At 38.9% G+C, this 22,322-nt stretch carries 22 protein-coding genes; 10 read left to right on the top strand and 12 right to left on the bottom strand.

Annotation, left to right across the window (positions count from 1 at the left end; all coding sequences use genetic code 11):
• Positions 1-15: 15 nt before the first annotated feature.
• Positions 16-318, top strand: a complete 303-nt coding sequence (locus L0668_RS09750; RefSeq protein WP_235312140.1) for a hypothetical protein — start codon at positions 16-18, stop codon at positions 316-318.
• 83 nt (positions 319-401) lie between these two features.
• On the opposite strand, the gene L0668_RS09745 is transcribed toward L0668_RS09750, so the two are convergent.
• The 4 genes from L0668_RS09745 to L0668_RS09730 form a co-directional block, all read right to left on the bottom strand.
• The gene (locus L0668_RS09745; RefSeq protein WP_235312138.1) at positions 402-1,442 is read right to left on the bottom strand and encodes a serine hydrolase domain-containing protein; all 1,041 of its coding nucleotides are present in this window, start codon (positions 1,440-1,442) and stop codon (positions 402-404) included.
• A 131-nt stretch (positions 1,443-1,573) separates the two neighbouring features.
• Positions 1,574-2,134 carry a YgjV family protein gene (locus L0668_RS09740; RefSeq protein WP_235312136.1) on the bottom strand — a complete coding sequence of 187 codons (561 nt, stop codon included), beginning with the start codon at positions 2,132-2,134 and terminating at the stop codon, positions 1,574-1,576.
• A 453-nt stretch (positions 2,135-2,587) separates the two neighbouring features.
• Positions 2,588-2,944, bottom strand: a complete 357-nt coding sequence (locus L0668_RS09735; RefSeq protein ID WP_235312135.1) for a YacL family protein — start codon at positions 2,942-2,944, stop codon at positions 2,588-2,590.
• On the bottom strand, positions 2,944-3,468 hold the full coding sequence (locus L0668_RS09730; RefSeq protein WP_235312133.1) for a YgjP-like metallopeptidase domain-containing protein: 525 nt from the start codon (positions 3,466-3,468) through the stop codon (positions 2,944-2,946). Before L0668_RS09730 ends, L0668_RS09735 begins: the two co-directional genes overlap by 1 nt.
• Before the next feature lie 193 nt (positions 3,469-3,661).
• Here L0668_RS09730 and L0668_RS09725 point away from each other — a divergent pair, with 193 nt between their 5' ends.
• From L0668_RS09725 to L0668_RS09695, 7 genes are all read left to right on the top strand, one after another.
• Positions 3,662-4,888, top strand: a complete 1,227-nt coding sequence (locus L0668_RS09725; RefSeq protein ID WP_235312131.1) for a threonine/serine exporter family protein — start codon at positions 3,662-3,664, stop codon at positions 4,886-4,888.
• Positions 4,889-4,987: 99 nt separating this feature from the next.
• Entirely contained in the window at positions 4,988-5,320 is a 333-nt protein-coding gene (locus L0668_RS09720; RefSeq protein ID WP_235312129.1) for a metalloregulator ArsR/SmtB family transcription factor, read from the top strand.
• 13 nt (positions 5,321-5,333) lie between these two features.
• Positions 5,334-5,804: an arsenate reductase ArsC gene (locus L0668_RS09715; RefSeq protein WP_235312127.1), complete on the top strand. Its 471-nt coding sequence runs from the start codon at positions 5,334-5,336 to the stop codon at positions 5,802-5,804.
• A 20-nt stretch (positions 5,805-5,824) separates the two neighbouring features.
• Complete coding sequence (arsH, locus tag L0668_RS09710) at positions 5,825-6,523, top strand: arsenical resistance protein ArsH (RefSeq protein WP_370659895.1); 699 nt, start codon at positions 5,825-5,827, stop codon at positions 6,521-6,523.
• A 23-nt stretch (positions 6,524-6,546) separates the two neighbouring features.
• Positions 6,547-7,608 carry an ACR3 family arsenite efflux transporter gene (gene arsB, locus L0668_RS09705; RefSeq protein WP_235312123.1) on the top strand — a complete coding sequence of 354 codons (1,062 nt, stop codon included), beginning with the start codon at positions 6,547-6,549 and terminating at the stop codon, positions 7,606-7,608.
• Positions 7,609-8,269: 661 nt separating this feature from the next.
• Complete coding sequence (locus tag L0668_RS09700; protein WP_235312121.1) at positions 8,270-8,803, top strand: mechanosensitive ion channel domain-containing protein; 534 nt, start codon at positions 8,270-8,272, stop codon at positions 8,801-8,803.
• A 70-nt stretch (positions 8,804-8,873) separates the two neighbouring features.
• Entirely contained in the window at positions 8,874-9,698 is an 825-nt protein-coding gene (locus L0668_RS09695) for an alpha/beta hydrolase (RefSeq protein WP_235312119.1), read from the top strand.
• 66 nt (positions 9,699-9,764) lie between these two features.
• On the opposite strand, the gene xylA is transcribed toward L0668_RS09695, so the two are convergent.
• Together xylA and xylB are read right to left on the bottom strand one after the other, a co-directional pair.
• Positions 9,765-11,084 carry a xylose isomerase gene (gene xylA / locus L0668_RS09690; protein WP_235312117.1) on the bottom strand — a complete coding sequence of 440 codons (1,320 nt, stop codon included), beginning with the start codon at positions 11,082-11,084 and terminating at the stop codon, positions 9,765-9,767.
• A gap of 128 nt (positions 11,085-11,212) precedes the next feature.
• Entirely contained in the window at positions 11,213-12,667 is a 1,455-nt protein-coding gene (gene xylB, locus L0668_RS09685) for a xylulokinase (RefSeq protein WP_235312116.1), read from the bottom strand.
• Between the two features lie 215 nt (positions 12,668-12,882).
• On the opposite strand from xylB, the gene L0668_RS09680 reads away from it, so the two are divergent.
• Entirely contained in the window at positions 12,883-14,064 is a 1,182-nt protein-coding gene (locus tag L0668_RS09680) for a XylR family transcriptional regulator (RefSeq protein ID WP_235312115.1), read from the top strand.
• Positions 14,065-14,100: 36 nt separating this feature from the next.
• Here the strand turns inward: L0668_RS09680 and L0668_RS09675 are convergent, their stop codons facing one another.
• From L0668_RS09675 to L0668_RS09650, 6 genes are all read right to left on the bottom strand, one after another.
• A complete protein-coding gene (locus tag L0668_RS09675; RefSeq protein WP_235312114.1) occupies positions 14,101-16,791 on the bottom strand; it encodes an ATP-binding protein in 2,691 nt (896 codons plus the stop codon).
• 14 nt (positions 16,792-16,805) lie between these two features.
• Positions 16,806-18,101: an ABC transporter substrate-binding protein gene (locus L0668_RS09670; protein WP_235312113.1), complete on the bottom strand. Its 1,296-nt coding sequence runs from the start codon at positions 18,099-18,101 to the stop codon at positions 16,806-16,808.
• A gap of 433 nt (positions 18,102-18,534) precedes the next feature.
• The gene (locus L0668_RS09665) at positions 18,535-18,984 is read right to left on the bottom strand and encodes a DUF4426 domain-containing protein (RefSeq protein WP_370659894.1); all 450 of its coding nucleotides are present in this window, start codon (positions 18,982-18,984) and stop codon (positions 18,535-18,537) included.
• Entirely contained in the window at positions 18,965-19,507 is a 543-nt protein-coding gene (locus L0668_RS09660) for a YggT family protein (RefSeq protein ID WP_235312112.1), read from the bottom strand. Before L0668_RS09660 ends, L0668_RS09665 begins: the two co-directional genes overlap by 20 nt.
• Before the next feature lie 102 nt (positions 19,508-19,609).
• Positions 19,610-20,446, bottom strand: a complete 837-nt coding sequence (proC, locus tag L0668_RS09655) for a pyrroline-5-carboxylate reductase (RefSeq protein WP_235312111.1) — start codon at positions 20,444-20,446, stop codon at positions 19,610-19,612.
• Between the two features lie 100 nt (positions 20,447-20,546).
• The gene (locus L0668_RS09650; RefSeq protein ID WP_235312109.1) at positions 20,547-21,230 is read right to left on the bottom strand and encodes a YggS family pyridoxal phosphate-dependent enzyme; all 684 of its coding nucleotides are present in this window, start codon (positions 21,228-21,230) and stop codon (positions 20,547-20,549) included.
• Between the two features lie 30 nt (positions 21,231-21,260).
• Here L0668_RS09650 and L0668_RS09645 point away from each other — a divergent pair, with 30 nt between their 5' ends.
• Positions 21,261-22,304 carry a type IV pilus twitching motility protein PilT gene (locus tag L0668_RS09645; protein ID WP_235312107.1) on the top strand — a complete coding sequence of 348 codons (1,044 nt, stop codon included), beginning with the start codon at positions 21,261-21,263 and terminating at the stop codon, positions 22,302-22,304.
• Positions 22,305-22,322: the final 18 nt, after the last annotated feature.

Genomic DNA, 22,322 nt, shown 5'->3' with positions numbered 1-22,322 from the left:
TAAAATAGGGTTCACATGAAAATAATAGCGGCTAGCTTTTTTATATTAGGATTAGTCTCAAGTTGTAGCATTAATTATAGTTTGTCCGATGAGCCCCAAAATACAGCAGACAAAACTCAAAATGAGACTGTAGCTGAAGAGGTCTTAACGCCAGAACAAAAAGCTATGATGGCGAAAGAACGCCAAGAAATGCAGAAGATCCAAAAAATAAAGTGCCAAGATGCAAAATTGGATCTAGTCGAAGCTGAAGCGACAAAAGACATAGGTCTGATCAACCAAGTGACTAAAAGAATTCAAAAGCATTGCCAACCAAACTAACCAAGTGCAGACGGTAAACAAGGCCTTCAGTTTGGTGTTATTTTATGCTGAATGACCTTGTGTTTTTATTTCTAAAATTTGGATTAGTTTTTCTCTTTGTTCTTTTTAATGATGTCTACAATTCGATTAATGGTGATTTCCGATAAATTCCATTGGTATCCCGCAAAATCAGTGGTATTTATAAATTGTACTATCACTGTATCTATATCTTTGTGGTACTCAGCGAGACTTTGGTAACCCGGTACTAAGCCTCCATGTTCATATACATAAATAGACGCATAAATTTCTTGTTCACCCGCATCGAAAATTGATCCATCATTTAAAGCCCGTAAGAATATACCCACGTCTTCGGCCGTGGCTAACATACCGTGTTCATGGGTTTTAAAGTCTTCTTCAACACCTACGTAATATCCACTCATTACATCTGCTAAATTAACTTCTGCTAACGAATAAAAGGTATTCTTCAAGTTAAGAGGTTGGAGTATTTTCTCTTTGAAAAATTGCTGTTCGCTACTGCCTGATACCTTTTCGATGATCCGACTTAATAACAAATAATTGGTGTTGGAATATTCGTAGCCTTGGTCTGGAGCAAAACTGGCAGGTAAATCAAGAGCAAACTCTAGGGCGTTTTTATTGTTTTCTTGTTCGTTATGCCAAAAAGTAGGGTGGTTGGTATAACTGGGAATGCCACTTCTATGTTGTACCATTAATTTCAGTGGTATTTGTGCGGCATTTTCGATTCGGCCTTCAAGCTCCGGAAAATATTTAGTTAAGGGATCATCTAGCGATAATTGTTTTGCGCTGGCCAGTTTAGTAATAGCTACTGCCACATATAACTTACTGATACTGGCAATCTTGAATAATGAATGGGGATCGGCAGGTATTTGGTTTTTACGATCTTTCCAGCCTCCCGCATAAAATTCAGCTGGTTGGCCAGCTTGATCCACATAAACAATCATGCCATCAAAACCATGGCTTATTGCTTCATTGACTTGTTCTTGTACCGTATTCGGTAGTGGTAATATCCAAGCTTTAACTAAGATCCAAGGCACAAAATACAAAGAGATAGCTGTGCTGATAAATAATACTAATCGCACAATAAGTGTGGTTTGTTTCTTAGTCATAGCTTAGCCATTTCCGTTATTCAGATTAAAGTCCTGTATTTCTATTAAATAGCTTTAGGCAAAATTTTTCCAGCCAAATTTTAGTGGTGAAGTTGGTAAGATGGGAAAAATCGGGAAAGAAATCAAGGTGTTTATGATGTTTGAGAACGATTACTTTTGAATAATTTGATCATGGTATGAGTATTAATAATGACAAATAGGCTTTCTATTAAGACTCCACCTAAAGAGCCAGCTAGAAAATTATGACTTAACCAAGATACAGTACCGATTAACATTAAAAAACGCATACGTATGCCATGCTCCCTGAACAATGCCCAAGTTCCCAAGGTTGTGGCGAGTATTGGCAGTAGGTGTATGGGATCAGTCACGTTAGGGATGGCAAGCGTCAGTGCCACCAATAAAAAAACTGTCATTACCCAAATATTGCTGGTTCGAGAGGATAGATAATTACGAATAGCACTCAAAAAAGCCATTGTTGCAGCTGTCCATAAGCCTAACATTAAAAAATGTATACACATGAAGAGAGTGAATACAGACAGGTACACTCGCAATTTTTGATCATCTCTGTGTAAAAAAGCATAAACGCCAACAAATAAGGCGATTAATCCTATGGTTTGGGCTACTGGGTTGAGCCAGAAAAGCTGGTTTACGTTCTGAAAAAAGAGAGTAAAAAGGTTAGTAAGGAATTCCAATGCAAGTCTCAGTTAGGTTTTAGTAGGCGGGCGCTATTCTACAGAATCTATTCTGTTGATGTGATAAACGTTTTGGCTATATGATAAAAAGCTCCCGCCAGATAGTGTATCTGACAGGAGCTTTTTGGAACCGTCTATCAATTGCCTTTGTATTTTATTTATATTGGCTACCTTATCGTTGTTTTAACGTTAAAGCATTCCCTGGATAAAACTGAACGACGGTTCATGCCGAGTACTAAGCTATAATCAGGCCAAGTTTTAAAGTTCTTTATAAACAGTCGCTTAAGTTTTTTGATAGCTTAGATAGTGTCGTGTCTGCACAGTTTTGGATGTTAGCTTCACCAAAGTAGGGGTTGTTTTTTAAGCACATTACAATACGTAAATGTGCGTAGTTTTGTTAACCTGAGTGTGAGCTATGGACTCAGGCTAGTTAAGCTCAAACCTTAGTTAAGATCAACCGCCCCTAGTAAAAATTGCCCATTGTTCAAGTAGGTGTTTAAAGTCGATTAATCCACAGCCTGTACTTTCATCTGGGTCGTAATCTTCAGCAAATTCATCAACAGTGGTTTGATTGTTATTTAATGATAGTAAAACTTCATCATCTTCAAATGTAAGGTAATACTCTTTGCCTGAAAGCTCATAATGAGCAAGGCGTTTATTAAGTAATTGTTCGACAATCTCTAATAAGTCTTTAATTTTTGCCCGGTCAGTGCCTAAATCGTGGCTTAACCAATCACCAAATGCTTCACATTCTAAATCACATTTGGCTAAGGGTAGGCCAGTGATACCTTTGCGAAATTGAAACTCCATTAGGACTCCTTAGTTGCTTTAAAGACATAACCAGTTGCTTCTAGTTCAGTTAAGTACACTCTCACATCAAATTCAACTTGGTGGTAGTCAGGCATCATATGTTGGCAAAGTTTATAGAAAGCTTTGTTGTGTTGTTTTTCTTTTAAATGAGCCAGCTCGTGCACCACTATCATGTTTAAAAATGCTTCTGGGGTGTTTTTGAATAAGGTGCTAACCCGTAATTCGTTTTTACTTTTCAGTTTATTACCTTGCACTCGCGACACATAAGAATGTAAGCCTAAAGCATGATTCACTATGTGGATTTTGGGATCGTAAATTACCTTACTCAATGGTTGCGTTTTTTTCATGTATTGGTTTTTTAAGCCCATAGCATATTCACGTAAGTCGTTGTCGTTAGCCACTTCATGTACATTCGGATATCGAGAGCGTAACCAGTCGCCTAACTTATTTGCATCGAGTAGTTGTTGGATTTGGCTTTGTAGCTCTGCAGAATAATGGGCAAGATAAGTTAATGGTTCTGACATATTAAATTGGAATGTGAAGTTAAATGATATAGTGAACTGAATGACCTTTATTATACTTGGCTTGCGGCCTATTGTTTAAGCCTTTTGTTTTTAAACTAAAGCCAAAGTAACCATTTTTTACCTATGCCGCTCAGGCCCAACCGAAACTAATTCGTATCGTGTTGAGTAAAGTGGCGCAGCGAGTGACACACAATTGAACATTATTGAGTTTATTTTTATTCGCAAGTTTATTCTTAAGCTTGGAAAAATGTTGCATAAGTACGGTACGCCGGCTTTTCGTCTTGAAGCATATTTAACCGAAGTTGCCAGCTACCTGGGGGTGCATTCGTCATTTATTTCGTCGCCTACCTCACTAACCTTCATGATTTGGACTGATAAACACGAAGACGAATATCAAATCGCTGTGCGTCTAGAGCCAGGTGAAATAGATATGAACTGTTTGTCACTTACCGATGAATTGGCCAACGAACTTCTCAGTGGAAAGCTTAGTTTAGCCGATGCAGATAAACATTTAGATCAAATTAATAGTTTAAAAAGCCCGTACTCCAATTTACTGACGGGCATGGCATTCGGTTTAGGTACGGGCGCGTTTTCTATGTTAATGGGTGCTAGTTTGCCAGAGGTGTTATGGTCTGGAGTATTAGGTTTAGTGGTTTTCTTTTGGACTTTATGGTCACAAAAGTCGAAGCGGGTTAACTTGATGTTAGAGCCCATCAGTGCTTTGTTTTCAGCTTTATTAGCTTGCGCTATTAGCCAATATTTCCAATCTTCCATTAACATCCCGCTGGTGGTCTTGAGTTCGGTAATATTTTTGGTGCCGGGTTTATCGTTAACTATGGGCTTAGCAGAACTTTCTTCACGAAATTTAGTGTCAGGTACAGCGCGTGTAATGGATGCCTTAATGCAGTTCTTCAAACTGTATTTTGGTGCATTTCTTGGGGTGGCTATTGGTTTTGCTCTATTTGGTGAAAATACTTACACACCTGCTCCATCACTCCCTTTTTGGGCTACTTGGCTAGCGGTGTTTCTGTTAAGTATCTCATTAGTTGCAGTGTTTAGAACACGTTTAAAACATATACATTGGGCGTTAATGTCAGCCTTTATTGCCTATGGTATTACTACTTGGACATCGAGTTTGTTTGATCAGGAAATAGGTTCATTTATTGGGGCATTTGCTTTGGGGGTGTTTGCCAATTTATCCAGCCGTTTGATGAATCAACCTGCGAGTATTGCCTTAATGCATGGTCTAATTGTGTTGGTGCCAGGCGCTAAAACTTACATAGGATTGAATTCTTTTATCTCAGGGAAAGACTTTGTGAATATTGATCATGTGGGCCAAGAAGTGATGATTATTTTTATGTCTTTGGTTGCAGGGTTAATATTTGCAAATGTTGTGGCGCCGACTAAAAAAGCCTTATAGATAGCTATTATTTTTGCTGAAAATTTAATAAAGACGGCATTGACATATGAAATTTCATATATATGATATTTCGCATGTGTTGTAGTTAATGGAAAACTTATGTCACCGGTTACTTTTTATAAATGTTTGTCGGAAGACACACGTTTGCAGTGTTTGTTATTGATCACTCTTAAAAAAGAATTATGTGTGTGTGACTTAACGGCGGCTTTACAGTTGAGCCAACCTAAAGTGTCGCGGCATTTAGCAGAGTTACGTAAATGTGGACTTTTGCAAGATGAAAGGCGTGGCAAGTGGGTGTATTACGCACTTGCTGCAGATTTACCTCAATGGGCATTGGACGTATTAATTAAAACCGCCGATCACAATCCCGAATATTTAGCTGGCAGTTTAGCTAATTTGTCTCAAACCTCCCAAATTGAAAAGTGTAGCTAGGAACCCGTCCAAAATGAAAATTTTATATATTTGTACCCATAATCGTTGTCGCAGTATTTTGTCTGAGGCCATTACCAATCATTATGCTGATGGCAAAATTGCAGCGAAAAGTGCCGGCAGTCAACCGGTAGGCGAAGTCCATCCTTTATCGATTAAATACCTGCAAGAAGCGGGTATTTCTACAGATGGTTTAATTAGCCAGTCTTGGGACGAATTTGAAGATTTTGAGGCAGATATTGTGGTGACAGTATGTGATTCAGCCGCTGGCGAATCTTGCCCTGTTTGGTTTGGCAATAGCGTAAAAGTTCACTGGGGCTTGGCTGATCCGTCTAAGTTAGAAGGCTCTGAAGAAGAATTGGCTAATGCGTTTCGTGACACAATAGAACAAATCAAACAAAGAGTTGAGCAATTGGCTAACCTAGATGTGGATGTACAAGACAAAGCTGCTCTAAAAGTTGCTTTAGCAAAGTTAGGGGCTAACTAATGGCGATTAACGATATGTCTATGCCAAATTTAGATACTGAGCAGTTTGCTGTGCCAAGCTCTGATTCTTTTAGCAAAACCGCAGCAACTCACAAACCTAAAATTTTGTTGTTGTACGGGTCGTTACGCAAACGTTCGTTTAGCCGCTTAGTGGTTGAAGAGTCTGCTCGTTTGCTTGAAGCCATGGGCGCAGAAACTAAAATATTTGACCCAAAAGGTTTACCATTGCCCGATGGTGACGAGGCAACCAACCCTAAAGTTGTTGAGCTTAGAGAATTGATGATGTGGTCAGAAGGCCAAGTGTGGTGTTCGCCAGAGCGTCATGGCTCGATGACAGGCATTCTAAAAAGCCAGATTGATTGGGTGCCGTTAAGTATTGGCGCGGTGCGTCCAACCCAAGGTAAAACTTTAGCTGTGATGCAAGTCAGTGGCGGCTCTCAGTCTTTTAATGCAGTGAATCAAATGCGCGTTTTAGGCCGTTGGATGCGTATGTTAACCATACCTAACCAGTCGTCTGTGGCGAAAGCCTTTTTGGAATTTGATGACAATGATCGCATGAAACCTTCGTCCTATTACAGTCGAATTGTTGATGTGTGTGAAGAGTTAATCAAGTTTACCTTGTTAACGCGTGATAATGCCGAACATTTAGTTGACCGTTATTCTGAGCGTGTAGAGTCGGCTGAAGAGTTAAGTAAACGTGTTAATCAAAGATCAATTTAGATCGTTATTAAGAGGATAAAACCATGGGATTATTTGAACGGTATTTGTCGGTTTGGGTTGGATTAAGCATTATTGCAGGTGTGGTGTTAGGCAGTGTGATACCCGGTGCTTTTGAAGTGGTGGCTGGCTTAGAGTATGCCCACGTTAATATCGTTGTCGCTGTGCTGATTTGGTTAATGGTGTACCCCATGATGATCCAAATTGATTTCTCTTCAATAAAAGACGTAGGTAAAAAACCGAAAGGTTTAGCTCTGACCTTAGTGATTAATTGGTTAGTAAAACCTTTTACTATGGCAGCTTTAGGTTGGCTATTCTTTAAAGGATTTTTTGCCGACTGGGTTGACCCGCAATCTGCCAATGAATATATAGCCGGCATGATTTTGCTGGGTGTGGCACCTTGTACCGCTATGGTGTTTGTGTGGAGCCAAATGACCAAAGGCGATCCCAATTACACCTTAGTTCAAGTCTCCATTAATGACATCATAATGATTTTTGCCTTTGCTCCTTTAACGGCTTTATTGTTAGGTGTAAGTGATATACACGTACCTTGGGACACCTTATTATTGTCTGTGGTGTTATATGTGGTTTTACCTTTAGTTGCCGGTGCCTTAACTCGTTCGGCCCTAGATAATAAACAAAGAGATAAGAAAAAAAGTGAAAGTAATGAGACTAAGTCTACAAATGACCATCAAGCAGTAGACAATTTTGTAGCCAAACTTAAACCTTGGTCAATCATAGGTTTGTTAGCGACTGTGGTCTTGTTGTTTGGCTTTCAGGCACAAAGTATTTTGTCGCAACCTGAAACCATAGTGTTAATTGCTATCCCATTAATTATTCAAACTTACGGCATTTTTGCTATTGCTTATTTTTTCGCTAAGCGTATGAAATTACCTCATAACGTGGCGGCACCTGCTTGTATGATAGGCACCTCTAACTTTTTCGAATTGGCCGTAGCTGTGGCTATTTCGTTATTTGGTTTACATTCAGGCGCGGCCTTGGCTACGGTTGTAGGGGTGCTGGTGGAAGTGCCTGTTATGTTGTCTTTGGTGTATTTTGCTAATAGAACTCGCCATTGGTTTGATTAGAAGAGTAGGGCAGTAAATAGATACTAGTTTCTAGTAAAAGATTAATAGCAAAAGCAAAAAAAATTTCACCACAGAGGGCACAAAGATCACAGAGGAAAAGCATAGAATTGTTCGAATAATAATCGTGTTTAAACTAGCCTTGTCTTCCCTCTGTGTAGCGCACTGTGGTTAACCGCTTTTAGTCTTTTAGTGTTTGCTACAAATAGCAAAAAGAAATTTCACCACAGAGGGCACAAAGATCACAGAGGAAAAGCATAGAATTGTTCGAATAATAATCGTATTTAAACTAGCCTTGTCTTTCCTCTGTGCAGCGCAGCGCTCGGTGCTCTCTGTGGTTAGCCGATTTTAGTCTTTTAGTGTTTACTACAAATAGCTAAAAGAAATTTCACCACAGAGGGCACAAAGATCACAGAGGAAAAGCATAGAATTGTTCGAATAATAATCGTGTTTAAACTAGCCTTGTCTTCCCTCTGTGTAGCGCCGCCACTAGAGCTATATTCTGAAATGTTTTCAAGAAATAGCTCTGGGAAAAGTTGTATTTAGAACACCTGTCTAGCAAAGGTATTGAAAATATCTGTGGTTCGTGTCAACAATGTGTATGAAATATATTTTAGAGATCATTAGTAGCTGGGCTATAGCCGAAAAGGAAATTAAATAAATTATGAACTTGCTCTTTGCTCTGGCCATTATTATTGCCTTTATTATGATAACTAGATTGACAGAATCAGCTATCCATCGCTTTGGTGCAGCTAGAGATGTTAGTCAATTTAGAATGCAGTACATAGTCAAAACTGTGAATATGGGGCTAACTGTATTTTGTGTGATCTTACTGATCCCATTTATGGGGGTAGAGTACTCACAAGTATCAATATTTTTATCCTCTGTTTTTGCGGTACTAGGTGTTGCACTCTTTGCCCAGTGGTCAATCTTAAGTAATATCACTGCCAGCCTAGTAATATTTTTTGGTTTTCCATATAGAGTGGGGGACCATATTAAAATTATGGATAAAGATGATGATATCACAGGCATTATCGAAGACATTGCGCTGTTTCATATCACCATTAAACGAGGGGATGAGTTGATCAGTTACCCTAATAATTTGATTTTACAAAAAGGTGTGATTAAAAACCCTAAGCCTAAAGTCGAGCAGGTAAAAGAAGCAGAACCAGTTAAAGAGACATCAAGCAAAGAATAAACAGGCCCTAGTTTGAATTACGACTGTTATTTCTCTTTGTATTTTAGTTTATTGTAAAAAGGATCCTGATATGAAATGTCTCTTTTTATGCTTGGCTTTTGTCTTAAGTTGTCAGTTAACAGCTTGTTCAAAACAACCAATCAAAGCAGATAGTGAAGTTTCCCCGCAAAAACAATGGTTCGAATATTTGCAAGGTCAGTATGTTGGCGAACAGCAAATTGAATCAGCCACAACTGGGGTGACTTACCCTTACCATATTTATTTACCAGCCGGTTATGCAGAGCACTCTAAAAAAAGTTATCCTGTTATTTATGTGTTAGACGGACAGTGGAATTTTCAAGCTTATGCATGGGCAATGGAGCGTAACAAATTTTCTGTGATTGTAATTGGCTTAGAGCATGGTCCTAAAGACAGTGATAGACGTAACATTGATTATGTTTTGCCCGGTGCATTAACTTTTACGGATTTTATAACAAAAGAATTTATACCTGTTGTAGAAAGTGATTTGCGTATTGATCCCAAGTATAGAAGTTTTCAAGGTACATCTTTAGGAGGTGTCGCAGCTATTGTGATGATGTTGCAGGATGACCCAAGCACCCCTTTATTTCAAAATTACTTAGCTGATGACGCTTCGTTCTGGAGTCAACCGGAGCAAATGATTGATCTATTTTCTCAACGCCTCGCAAGCAAAAATTCAGTTAATAGTGACTTATATTTAACGTCAGCTTTTCCATTAGGTAATTATTTCTCTGTTTCGGCATTTTTAGCAGAATTAGAGTCTTCGCCTATTCCTGATTTGAATGTTTACCATGAATGGTATTTTACTACCCATGAAAAAATTATAACGGCATCGATAGATGATACTTTGCGGTTAATCTATAAACCCAAAAGTTAAATTATTCTTGTTATATAAAAAAGGCCTCAATCGAGGCCTTTTTTAGATTCTGATTAAATCCAGAGTTTAGCCGAACAATACGCGGTTAACTTGGTTTTCTAGTAATTCTTGTTGACCACTTTCATGTTGTGGAGAAATTTCATTATCCACAGCATAAGCCGCTAAAGATTCTAAGCTATGCTCACCCTTAGAAATAGCCTTACCTAAATCACCATTCCAGTTTCTGTAACGGTTAGCTACTGCATCACCTAGGAAGTCTTTCTCAACGATAGCAGCAGCTTTTTTAAGTGCTAATGCTAAGTGATCCATACCACCTATGTGTCCGTGGAACATATCTGCTGGATCTGTTGATTGACGACGTAACTTAGTATCAAACATGAAACCACCGTTTTCGAATCCGCCAGCTTTTAGAATATCTGTCATGACTAAAGTTAATTCAGGTACATCAATTGGAAATTGGTCTGTATCCCAACCGTTTTGTGCATCACCACGGTTAGCATCAATTGAACCAAATAAGCCTAAAGAGATAGCAGTGGCTATTTCGTGTTGGAAAGAATGCCCAGCAAGTGTTGCGTGGTTAACTTCGATATTAACTTTAATTTCGTCTTCTAAACCAAACTGTTTTAAGAAGCCGTAAACAGTTGCAGTATCGTAATCGTACTGGTGTTTAGTTGGCTCTTGAGGCTTAGGTTCAATTAACAATGTGCCTTTAAAACCAATTTTGTGTTTATGTTCAACAACCATCTGCATAAAGCGACCCATTTGCTCGCGCTCTTGACGTAGGTCAGTATTCAGTAAACTTTCGTAACCTTCACGACCACCCCATAATACGTAGTTTGAACCACCTAAACGTTTAGTGGCGTTCATAGCATTAAATACTTGAGTTGCCGCATAAGTGAAAACTTCAGGATTAGGGTTGGTTGATGCACCCGCTGCGTATCTTGGGTTACTAAAGGCATTCGCTGTGCCCCATAATAATTGTAAACCTGTCTCAGCTTGTTTTTGCTCCAGCACATCTGTCATCTGAGCAAAGTTGTTCACATATTCTTTGATGCTGTTGCCCTCAGGCGAAACATCAATGTCGTGGAAACTGTAATAAGGCACGCCTATTTTCGAAAAGAATTCAAAAGCTACATCGGCTTTTTGTTTAGCACGCTCCATTGCATCGCCTGGTTTTAACCATGGGCGACCAAATGTGCCTTGACCAAATACGTCAGCACCATCCCAACAGAAGTTATGCCAGTAACAAGCACCAAAACGTAAGTGCTCCTTCATTGTTTTACCTAGAATTTTTTCATCTGCGTTGTAGTGATGAAAAGCTAAAGGATCGTTTGATTCTGGTCCAGCGTATTCAATTTTTTGGATGTTCTTAAAATATTCAGCCATAAGGCTCTCCTACTATTAGTTAATTTTGTCTAAGTTTTTGTATAGTCAGCCAATTTATACTGACTCTCAATTATGTTTTCTTGATAAAGATTTGTGCTTTTTATCAAGTGTAAAAAATTCGCCCTAAATCAAAATAAAGGAGCGAGCTGTTTATATATTTGCTGAAATTTAATACGGCGTTTTGCGTATAACTCAGCGTTTTCATCATTTGGCTCAAATACCGCTTCTAAAGCTGGTTGTGGGCAAATTTGTTCTAACGTTTTATCTGTATCTATGGCTATTTGAGCTAACCTTGCGGCTCCTAATCCTGGGCCTACATCGCCACCTTTACGGTAATTGACTGGACGTTTGAGTATGTCAGCTAATAATTGTCGCCAGTAAATACTTTTAGCTCCGCCACCAATTAAGGTGATTTCGTCAGCATCGACTCCTGAAGCATGCAGACACTCTACGCCATCAGCAAAGGCAAAACTCACACCTTCTAATACACTGTGAGTGAGGGTGGCTTGATCTGTTGAATGAGTTAATCCAAAAAAGCTGCCAGTGGCAAATGGGTTGTTATGAGGTGTCCTTTCGCCACTTAGGTAAGGCAAAAATATTGGAGCATTTTCATAATCGATGTCTGCTTTGGCTAGTTCTTCCAATAAGTCGCCCACTGGTTTTTTGGCAATAGACTCGGCATACCATTGTAAACAACTTGCGGCACTCAGCATAACTGACATTAAATGCCAGGTATCGGGTAAGGCATGACAAAAACTATGAACTGCTGATTCTGGGTTGGCTTTAAAGCCATCAGTTACAGCAAAGTACACCCCAGATGTGCCTAAAGACAACATAGCTTGGCCAGGTTTTACTATGCCAACACCCACTGCTCCAGCTGCGTTATCACCACCACCTGCCACTACAGGCACGTTTTGCATATTCCAGTGAGCAGCTACGTCAGCACTTAAGGTGCCTGTGATTTCTGAGCCTTCGTAAAGCTTAGGCATGTTATCTTCAGATAAATCACATGCTTCTAACAATTCAGCATGCCATTGGCGAGAGTTCACGTCTAACCACATGGTACCGGCAGCGTCAGACATGTCCGAGGCAAAATCCCCTGTCATTAAATAACGTAAATAGTCTTTGGGCAGCAATACTTTATCGACTTTAGAAAAGTTTTCTGGTTCGTGGTTTTTTACCCATAATAATTTAGGCGCGGTAAAGCCTGGCATAACAATGTTTCCGGTTATGCTTTGTACGTTTGGTACTAATTTTTCTAGGGCTTTGCATTCGGCTTCACATCTACCATCGTTCCATAAAATGGCCGGGCGTATGATGTTTTGTTGGGCATCTAATAATGTTGCCCCGTGCATTTGACCTGCTAGCCCGATAGCTTTGACATCAGCCAAATTATGATTTTTATGCAATATGTCCATCGAGGAGCAGAACCCAGTCCACCAATCTTGTGGATTTTGTTCTGACCAAAGTGGTTGAGGACGACTCACTTCGAAAGAGCTAGAAGCACTATCTACAATATCGCCTGCGGTATTTGTTAACACAATTTTAATACCTGAAGTGCCTAAATCGACGCCTAAAAACATTAAACTTCTCCTAAATAATTTCATTCACTATAGCAAAGAGTACTACCAATAAAGATGCTTGGAGGTGAAAACGAAATTAAATAACGAAAAAAAGTAAAAAATATCTGGATACCAACTATAATCATTTGTAACAATGATGTTGCAAAAAAATGAAAACCATAAAACTACTTAATCCGAGCTCGGGTTAATTATGTATTGATATTCTGGAGTGTAGTATGTTCCAAGCTAAACACAGTATTAGCCTACTATTTAATGCCAATAAAGTTTATGACCGTCAGGTGATTGAAGGTATTGGCCATTATTTACAATCGTCAAAAGTAGATTGGGATATCTATCTTGAAGAAGATGTTTTAACACGTCTTGAAAATATAGATGAGTGGGGGGGAGACGGTATTATTGCTGACTTTGATGATCCCACTGTGCAAGCCGCTTTGGTAAATGCCAAAGTGCCCGTGATCGGTGTAGGCGGTTCGTACTCAAATGCAGCCGATTACCCGGATGTGCCTTATGTGGCGACAGATAATTTTGCTGTGGTGAAATGTGCATACGAACATCTCAAGAAAAAAGGGCTTGAACGTTTTGCATTTTACGGGTTTCCCGCCGATCAAAATCATAGATGGGCGGTGGAACGAGAGGCGGCAATGGTGAAGTTATGTAAAGAAGATGGGTATGAATGTTCTATTTACCGAGGTCATCCCACTCGCCCAGAAACCTGGCAATATACTATGAATAGAGTGACTGATTGGATCCAAGCATTACCCAATCCGGTAGGGATTGTTTCAGTAACAGATGCTAGGGCCAGGCATTTATTACAGGCTTGTGATCATATTGGAAAATTAGTTCCTGATAATATTTCTATTGTTGGAATTGATGATGATGACATTGCCCGTTTTTTGAGTCGTATTAGTTTAAGCTCTGTGACCCAAGGTTGTTTTGATATGGGCTTTCAAGCTGCTAAATTATTACATCGACATTTAGATAATGAAGGTTTAAAGAATAAGCGGGTGTTAGTCCCACCTCTGGGGGTGTCTGAAAGGCAATCAACTGATTTTAAAGCACTTAAAGATCCGTTTGTGATACAGGCTATGCATTACATTCGACAAAATGCTTGTCGGGGTATCAAGGTTGATCAAGTGTTGGATTTTGTTGGCGTCTCTCGCTCTAATCTAGAGCAACGTTTTAAGGAAGAAAGAGGTCATAGTATCCATGCTGAAATTCATAACGAAAAATTGGATAAAGCCAGTAAATTGTTAAAAGAATCTGAGGTGTCAACCAATGAAGTCGCTCAGGTGTGCGGTTATCCGTCGTTACAATATATGTATGCAGTGTTCAAAAAACATTATAACCAAACCCCTAGAGAATATAGAATTGAACATTCAAATAACCTAGATACATAGGTTTAATGTAGCTAGAAGACTACCTTCTCGCATCCGTTAATATGCAGGTAGATACTTGCTAATTAAGGCTTCTAAAGCTTTTTGTTTTATGGGTTTGGTGATGTAGTCGTTCATGCCAATACTTTTCGCTTTGGTAAAATCTTCTCTCATGGCATTCGCCGATAGGCCACATATAATTAACTCATTGTGGCCTAATTTTCTGATTTCTTGTGTTGCTTGATAACCATCCATTAACGGCATCTGAATATCCATTAGTACCAAATCATAGTGTGCTGAGTTGCTGATTTTGGTTACAGCTTGATGGCCGTCTTCGGCTAAATCAAAGGTTAAACCTAACAACTTAAGCATCTCTCCAGCAACGGCTTGATTGATGAGGTTGTCCTCCACTAATAAAACGTGACCTCGGTAGAGTGTTTGTTTATTAGATTTAGGATTTAATTCATCAGTATCTATGTCGGGGAACTCGGTTCCAAATAGCCCAAGAATAAACTGGGTGACCTGTTGGGGTAAAAAAGGATGAGCTAAACATTTTGCTGGCCACATAGATGTTAATTGCTCTGGTAAGTTACTTGGTTGAGAATTAGTGATAAAGCCAATTTGTTGGGTTTTTGAGGTGATTTGTTCAAGCATAGCATGCAATGTTTTATAGTCTGGTAACTCACCCACATCTATAATTACTGCATCTTTGCTACTAATCATATGTGCGGTAGACTCTATTTGACTGACAGGTAAGTGATGATAATCAAACTTAATTTTGTCTATATATTGGTTGGCTAACAAGCCATTTCGACCTTGACTAAAGTAAAATAACTTGCCATTAGGTACATTCAGTTCTGGCATTATATGTTGAGCTTTTTGACCTACTTTCAATATAAAAGTAACGGTAAATTTGCTGCCTTTACCCGCCTCAGATTGAACCGAAATAGTTCCCTCCATTAAGCTCACTAAGTGTTTGACAATTGATAGGCCTAATCCTGTTCCACCGAAGTTTCGACTAGTAGAGCCATCGGCTTGAGTAAAGGACTCAAATACTTTATTGGCTTGGGTTTTTGTCATGCCTATTCCAGAGTCGATTACCTCTATGGTTAAATTTTTGACGTCTTTATTATTGGTGTCGGCACAATTTACGTTAAACACGACTGAACCATTGGAAGTAAATTTAGCGGCATTACTGGATAAGTTAAGTAACACTTGGGTAATTCTTAATGGGTCGCCAATGAATCTTGTGGGAATGTCGGGCGCAACGTTAAAGCGAACGTTTAAATTTTTCTCTTTGGCTTTTGTCGATATATTGGCTAATACATTTGCCAATACTGAATCAATTGAAAAATCGACATTTTCTATATCTAGCTTACCGGCTTCTATTTTAGAAAAGTCCAATATATCATTGATTAAACTGAGTAATATTTTGCCGGAATAGGCAACCTTGTCTAACTTATCTCTTTGGTAATCAGTTAAATCACTGCGTAAAACAATATCCAATAAACCAATAATACCGTTCATGGGTGTACGGATTTCATGGCTCATATTTGCCAGAAACATACTTTTAGAAGCTGTGGCTTGTTCCGCTTCTTTGTTTGAGATGACGAGTTGTTGGTTTAGTGCTTCTTGCGTGGCGTTTAAGGTTTGAGACTCTTTGAGTAGCACTGTGGTTTGTTTGTTTTTCTCATGGAAAACTGACGCCGCTTTTGTCAATTGGCCAATTTCGTCTTTGCGATCTAATCCAATCAGTGACTCAATATCTTCTCCTTTAGCCAATTTTTGAAATACATCTGTGATGTTTTTAATAGGAACCATTATTCGGTAAACCAAAAACAATGCGGTACCAATAGCTAACAGTATTCCGAAAAATGAAAAGATATCACTACTGGTTTGGGTTTTTTCTACCGACTGTTTAACATTTAGGTTGGTTTCGGTTAGGTTTTCGGTAACCAAACGATTGAGTTCTCTTGCTAAAAATAAAAACTCATTGGCTGAGCCGGCCATCACCACATTCACTAAAAATAAGTAACCGCGTGTGATTTGCGCTAACTGCAAAAAGTCATTTTCTATTTCTACCAGTTTGTCTATATCAGTTTGTAAGCTTTCATTATGCACTAATTCTCTTTGTACAATTTGTTTGGCATTAGTTAATTGTTGTTGAAAGGAAGAGACTAGTTCTTGCTCAGGGGTTGAAAGGTATTGTAGTAAAAAGTTTTGAGCTCTAGCCACATGGAATTGAGCTTGCTTCATGGCGGACGATCTACTAACTGAATTTTTTATATCTAAGTCGCTAAACATAGACTCAAGTTCGGCCAACACACCTATCCTATAGATATATTGACGTTTGGTTCTACCCAAAACTACATTACCAAAGTTTTCATCATATTCATTAAGGTGTGAACGCATTCTAGAAATATAATCATGATATACATGACTATTGGAATTTTGGTTGGTGAGAGCTTCTAACTTTTGAAGGTTTTCTTTATTATCTTTCATCAGTGAATTGAAGCGATTTATGGCAGATTCACTGGCTGACTCTTTATAAATGAGCACATTACGTTGTAAGTCTATAACGTCTCTTTCTAGCTCGCGCACTAAGCTAACTTTTTGAACGGCTTCTTGGGTCAAATCTAGACTATTCATAAAGTTTGAGCTAATAGTACGAGATAAAAATACCTGAGATAACAACAGAATTATCAATACAACTGAGACAAATAATATTTGAGCTTTAATCGATTTAAGCACGTCAGACCTTTTTGTTAAGAGCTAATAAACTCATACCACTTTTGTAAGCTGTAATCATAGGTTGGCATCGCAGTGTTCCATACTGCCACATTGCTAAAACGTTTAATATAACTTCCTCCGGTTCGTACTTCTCCCTTTTTAACCGATAGTTTTCCATCCGTGCCGGTTAAGTCTTGGGAGGCTGCTTTGCCTTCGTACCAAAAATCCCATTCAGCTTGCTGCATAAATTTAGCTGAACGTTGAGGGTTAGAAATATAATATCCTTGTTTTGCGATAAATGCGCCAGGCCAACCAGATAACCACCAATTCATATATTCATAGGCAGCATCTCTATTTTGGCCTAATGACGCTGCAGATAAACACATTACCCCATGCCATCCTCTATATCCCTCTTTGGGGGCTGCATAAGTAACCGGAACTCCTTTACCATTTAACGTCGCCACCGCAGGAGAAAACATACTTTCTATGACCACTCTTCCAGTGCGCATAAAGTCAATTGATTCAGGTACAGAGTTCCAAAAACCACTAAAATGCTTTTGGTTTTTAAGTGTAATAAGAAGCGCAAATAACTTGTCTATTTCAGGCTTAGTTAAATTTCCGATATCGGCGAACTCAACTAAACCTTGTGCTTGTGCGGCTAAGGCTAAGTCAAATATACCAATAGTTGGAGCATTAACTATGCCCACTTTCCCCGCGTATTTTGGATCAAGCAGCCAGCCCCAACTTTCTGTTTCGTAGGCTATTCCTTTGGGAATGAAATTGGTGTTGTAACCGAATGAATCAACATTGTGTACATAAGGTAAAAAACTAAGTTGATCTGTATGGTTTACGCCTAATTGACCATCTTTTTGAATGTGTAAAATTTTATAAGGTGCGTCACCTGCGCCAACCTTAGCTTCGGTACTGACTTTACCTGTTTTGCTTAGAGGATTGATTTCATCCCAATAAGTTAAGCGCTTTTTATCAATAGGTTGAATTGAACCAGAGGACCATAGCGGCCGAATACTATTTGACCACTGTTCATATAAATCAAAAGCTTGCGGGTTAACAGTGGCTTTTTGTAATACTGCAGCACTACCTTTTGCTTCATAGATAAGGTCGATACCAAGATCTTCCATGGCTTGCTGCTTCAGTTCTTGTTGCAAGGTAACATGGGTGCCTAACACTTTGAGTTTTACACGTTTTTTTGCAAATACGTAAGGAGCGTGAATGATTGCTGTTGTGCCAACAACTGCTTGAGCTATGGTTTTCATAGCTGTACGTCGGTTTGTATTTGTTATTTGGCTGGAATTTTGATTGTTTCCCTTCATTTTACCACCTAATACTTCAGTATAAATCTAGCTTAACCTTAGAATAGGATGTTAGCTAGTGCAATAATTTACACTGTCATTTAACTTGGTTTAAAAGTGTCTGTTTGTAATACCATTCCATCTTAATATGTAGTCACTCAGTGAGCGTTTAAAAGAGCTTAAACAAGGCGCATGATTGACAGTTCTTTATTAAAAGGCAGCTAGTGCTCTTTTAAAGTCATGCAACGCAGTGTAAGCGCTTTAAAACTCGCCAGAAAGGAATGCCCCAGCGGTTTTTGCGCCTATCTTTTTAAAAAGAGCAGGTTCTCGCTATTTGAAAGTGAACAACCATTACTGCATAGCGACGCCTAAATCAAAATCCGCTAGATGCACTCTGAGTGATCACATATTAAGATGGAATGGTATGACCATAGGACTGGTGGCAATGTTTGAATTATTCTGCATAGAATTTGTGCTGAAACTTTAGCGTTTTATTGATTTTTCCATCATTAATATCCACAGAAATACGATATTGTTCTTGGTCACTAAAAGGTAACACGGCCAAATAATAGATAGCTTGGCCTTCTTGGACTTGTTTAAAAGATAACTTTTTAACTACGCCTAGTAAATTTTTGGCTGTTCCGGTTAATACTGCTTCTTGTGCTGATTGGTCTTGTTTATCTAGTATTGAGATGTTGATTACACCGTTAAATTTACTACGTAGAATGCCATACTGCTTAGCAATTTCTGGAGTCAAAAATGTGCTATTAAATGCGATATAATGTACGTCCCAATGGGCCAAACTGACTTTTTGTTCAGCCTTTACAGGGAGTGTTATAAATAAACTCGCTATAAATAACGCCACTAAAATGACATGTTTTTGCTTAGAAAATACCAAAAAGATCACCTAATAATTTTTGAATAAATAATAAAAGTAAAATGACGACCATCACAGATAAATCTAATCCGCCTAAATCGGGCATTCTGCGGCGAATAGGCGCTAACATCGGCTCTGTTAGTTGAGCCAATACTAATTCCATAGGATTACGCCCTTGGCTTACCCAGCTCATTATGGCTCGCAAAATTAATACGTACATTACTAAGGTAAGCGCCTCTTTGAATACAATGACAGCAGATATAATTAGTAGAGAAAGCGGGTTAACCCCCACACCGTGAACCACTAGATTCAACACCACTATTTTTAGTCCAGCAACTAACAGAGCCAAGACTAAGGTTGCAGTATCTAAGCGGCCAATTGAGGGCAAGAGTCTGCGCATAGGGGCAACCAACGGATGGGTGGCTTTTACCACAAATTGGCTAAATGGATTGTAAAAATCAGCTCTAGCAAACTGTAACCATAAGCGTAACAACACTACCATAAGGTATAAGTCGAAAAGTGTGCCAATTAAAAATTGTACTGAACTCATAAAGTATATGTTCCTAAATTAACATAAGGATGTCTAAAAATTTTTTATTTAAAGCTTATCGTTTAAAACCTGCCGTCTAAAGCCTTTTGTTTAAACGTGCCCCTAAAACAGCTCTGCCATTTCTTGGGCGCGTTTCACTGCCGCTTGCATCGCATTTGCTACCACAGACTCTAAATTTTGTTGTTGAAATGACTCGATTGCCTTGGCCGTAGTGCCACCTTTAGATGTAACTTGGGTGCGTAACTCACTTAATTCAAGGCTAGGATTGTGACAAACCATTTCAGCCGCACCTAACATAGATTGTTGAACCAATAATCGCGCAGTGTTTTTATTAAAACCTAAATTTTCAGCTTCTTTTTGCATCGCTTCTAAAAACAAAAAGAAATAAGCTGGGCTGCTGCCTGCGGCGGCAATGACTGCATCTATCATTGATTCTTTTTCTACCCAGGCAATTTCCCCCACCTGTGACATAAGATCGCCTGCAAAGGTTTTATCCTCTGCAGTGATATTGGCTGCCGCATATAAACCTGTCATACCTTTACCTAAAGCACTAGGCGTATTTGGCATAGTACGAATAACTGCAATATCTTGTGCTGATGCAGAACCACTTAACATTTGTTGCAGTCTTCCAGCAGGAATACCCGCGGCAATAGACACAAATAATTTGTTAGTTAAATCTACGTGTTTGGCCAAGTCGGCACAGACTTGCTGCATAAGTTGAGGTTTTACGGCTAACACAATGACATCAGCAAATTCAGTCGCTTGGTTATTGTCTTGGGTGGTTTGGATGGCAAAATTTTGCTGTAACACATCAAGTTTTCCAGTTGAGGGATTACTGGCCATGATTAAATCAGCTGGGTATCCATTCGCGATTAAACCACTAATGATACTTTTGCTCATGTTACCAGCGCCAATAAATCCAATTTTTCTGTGTTGCATAGATGTGTTACCTAAAGTTAAATTTTAAAAGTAAAGTTTGTGAATTGTTTTGTAGCCAGTCGTTTCTTAGCCATTATTTCAGCCATTAATTTGGGACTAGCTACTTTCGATGACCAAAAATGCCAGTACCTATTCTAACCATAGTACTGCCGCAAGTTATAGCTTGCGGCATATCTCCAGACATACCCATAGATAAAGTGTCCACGCTTGGATAGACAGCTTTAAGTTGGTTAAACAATTCAGCCATTTTAGCAAAGCTAGATAATTGTTTTGATATTTCTTGGTTGGCCGTGGGGATTGTCATTAAGCCCCTTAGTACTAGGTTGGGCATTTTTTGAATCGCTAGAGCCAGCGGTGCTAATTGATCTGGTGATACCCCTGATTTATTTTGATCGTCATCGATATTGACTTGAATGCAAACATTCAAATATTTGTGCGCACTGCGTTGATCATTTAAGCGTTGGGCTATTTTTAATCGATCAACTGTATGCATCCAATCAAAGTGTTCAGCTACCAAACGGGTTTTATTCGACTGTAAAGGACCAATAAAATGCCACTCTATATCGTCATAAGATTTTAGTGCCAATACCTTCTCTACACCTTCTTGTACATAGTTTTCACCAAACAAACGTTGTCCAGCTTCATACGCTTGGACAATATCAGATACCGGTTTGGTTTTACTTACGGCTAGTAATTTCACCGAATTTAAAGGACGATTAGCTTTTAATGTAGATTGCTTAATTGTTGCGAGTGCGCTTTTTAGTCGTTCTGCTATTGTTTCCATATTGCATCAAAAATATACGGAGAATTTTGCGTGGATATTACCGAACTTTTGGCCTTTAGTGTACAAAATAAAGCCTCAGACTTACATCTTTCTGCCGGATTACCTCCCATCATTCGGGTTGATGGAGAAATGCGTAAGCTAAACATACCGGCTTTAGAACATAAAGAAGTGCATAGTTTAATTTTTGAAATTATGAATGACAAGCAGCGCAAGGAGTATGAGGAAAACCTAGAAACGGATTTTTCATTCGAAGTAAAAGACTTATCTCGCTTCAGGGTTAACGCATTTGTACAAAACCGAGGAGCTGCTGCTGTATTAAGAACCATCCCCAGTGAAATTTTGAGTCTTGATGATTTAGGTGCGCCGCAGATATTCAAAGATATTATTAATCAACCCACCGGCATAGTCTTGGTAACAGGGGCGACAGGCTCAGGTAAAAGTACTACTTTGGCGGCCATGATCGATCATATCAACAGTACTAAACGTGAACATATTTTAACCATTGAAGATCCAATAGAATTCGTGCATCAAAATAAATTGTGCGTGCTTAACCAAAGAGAAGTGCATAGAGACACCCACAGTTTTAATAATGCATTACGTTCGGCATTACGGGAAGATCCAGATATTATATTGGTAGGTGAATTGCGGGATCTAGAAACTATTCGCTTAGCTATATCTGCTGCAGAAACAGGGCATTTAGTATTTGGCACTTTGCACACCAACTCAGCACCTAAAACCATAGATAGATTAATAGACGTATTTCCAGCGGCAGAAAAATCTATGATACGTTCCATGTTGTCTGAGTCATTAAGGGCGGTTATTTCTCAAACATTATTGAAGAAAAACGGTGGTGGTCGAGTAGCCGCTCATGAGATCATGCTAGGTATCCCTGCTATTCGAAACTTAATCCGAGAAGATAAAGTGCCACAAATGTATTCTGTTATCCAAACCGGTCAACAACATGGTATGCAAACCATGGATCAATGTTTGCAAAAATTAGTCGCTGAAGGGTTAATTTCGCCTCAAGATGCGGCAGCAAAATCTATCGATAAAAAACCATCAGCAGGTTTTTAATACCAATAGCATAAGGAG

Origin of the sequence: Paraglaciecola algarum, assembly GCF_021532655.1 — a bacterium.
In the GTDB taxonomy this organism is placed as follows: domain Bacteria; phylum Pseudomonadota; class Gammaproteobacteria; order Enterobacterales; family Alteromonadaceae; genus Paraglaciecola; species Paraglaciecola algarum.
Note: the sequence above shows the minus strand (reverse complement) of the source record. Positions and strands in the feature narration are given on the sequence as shown.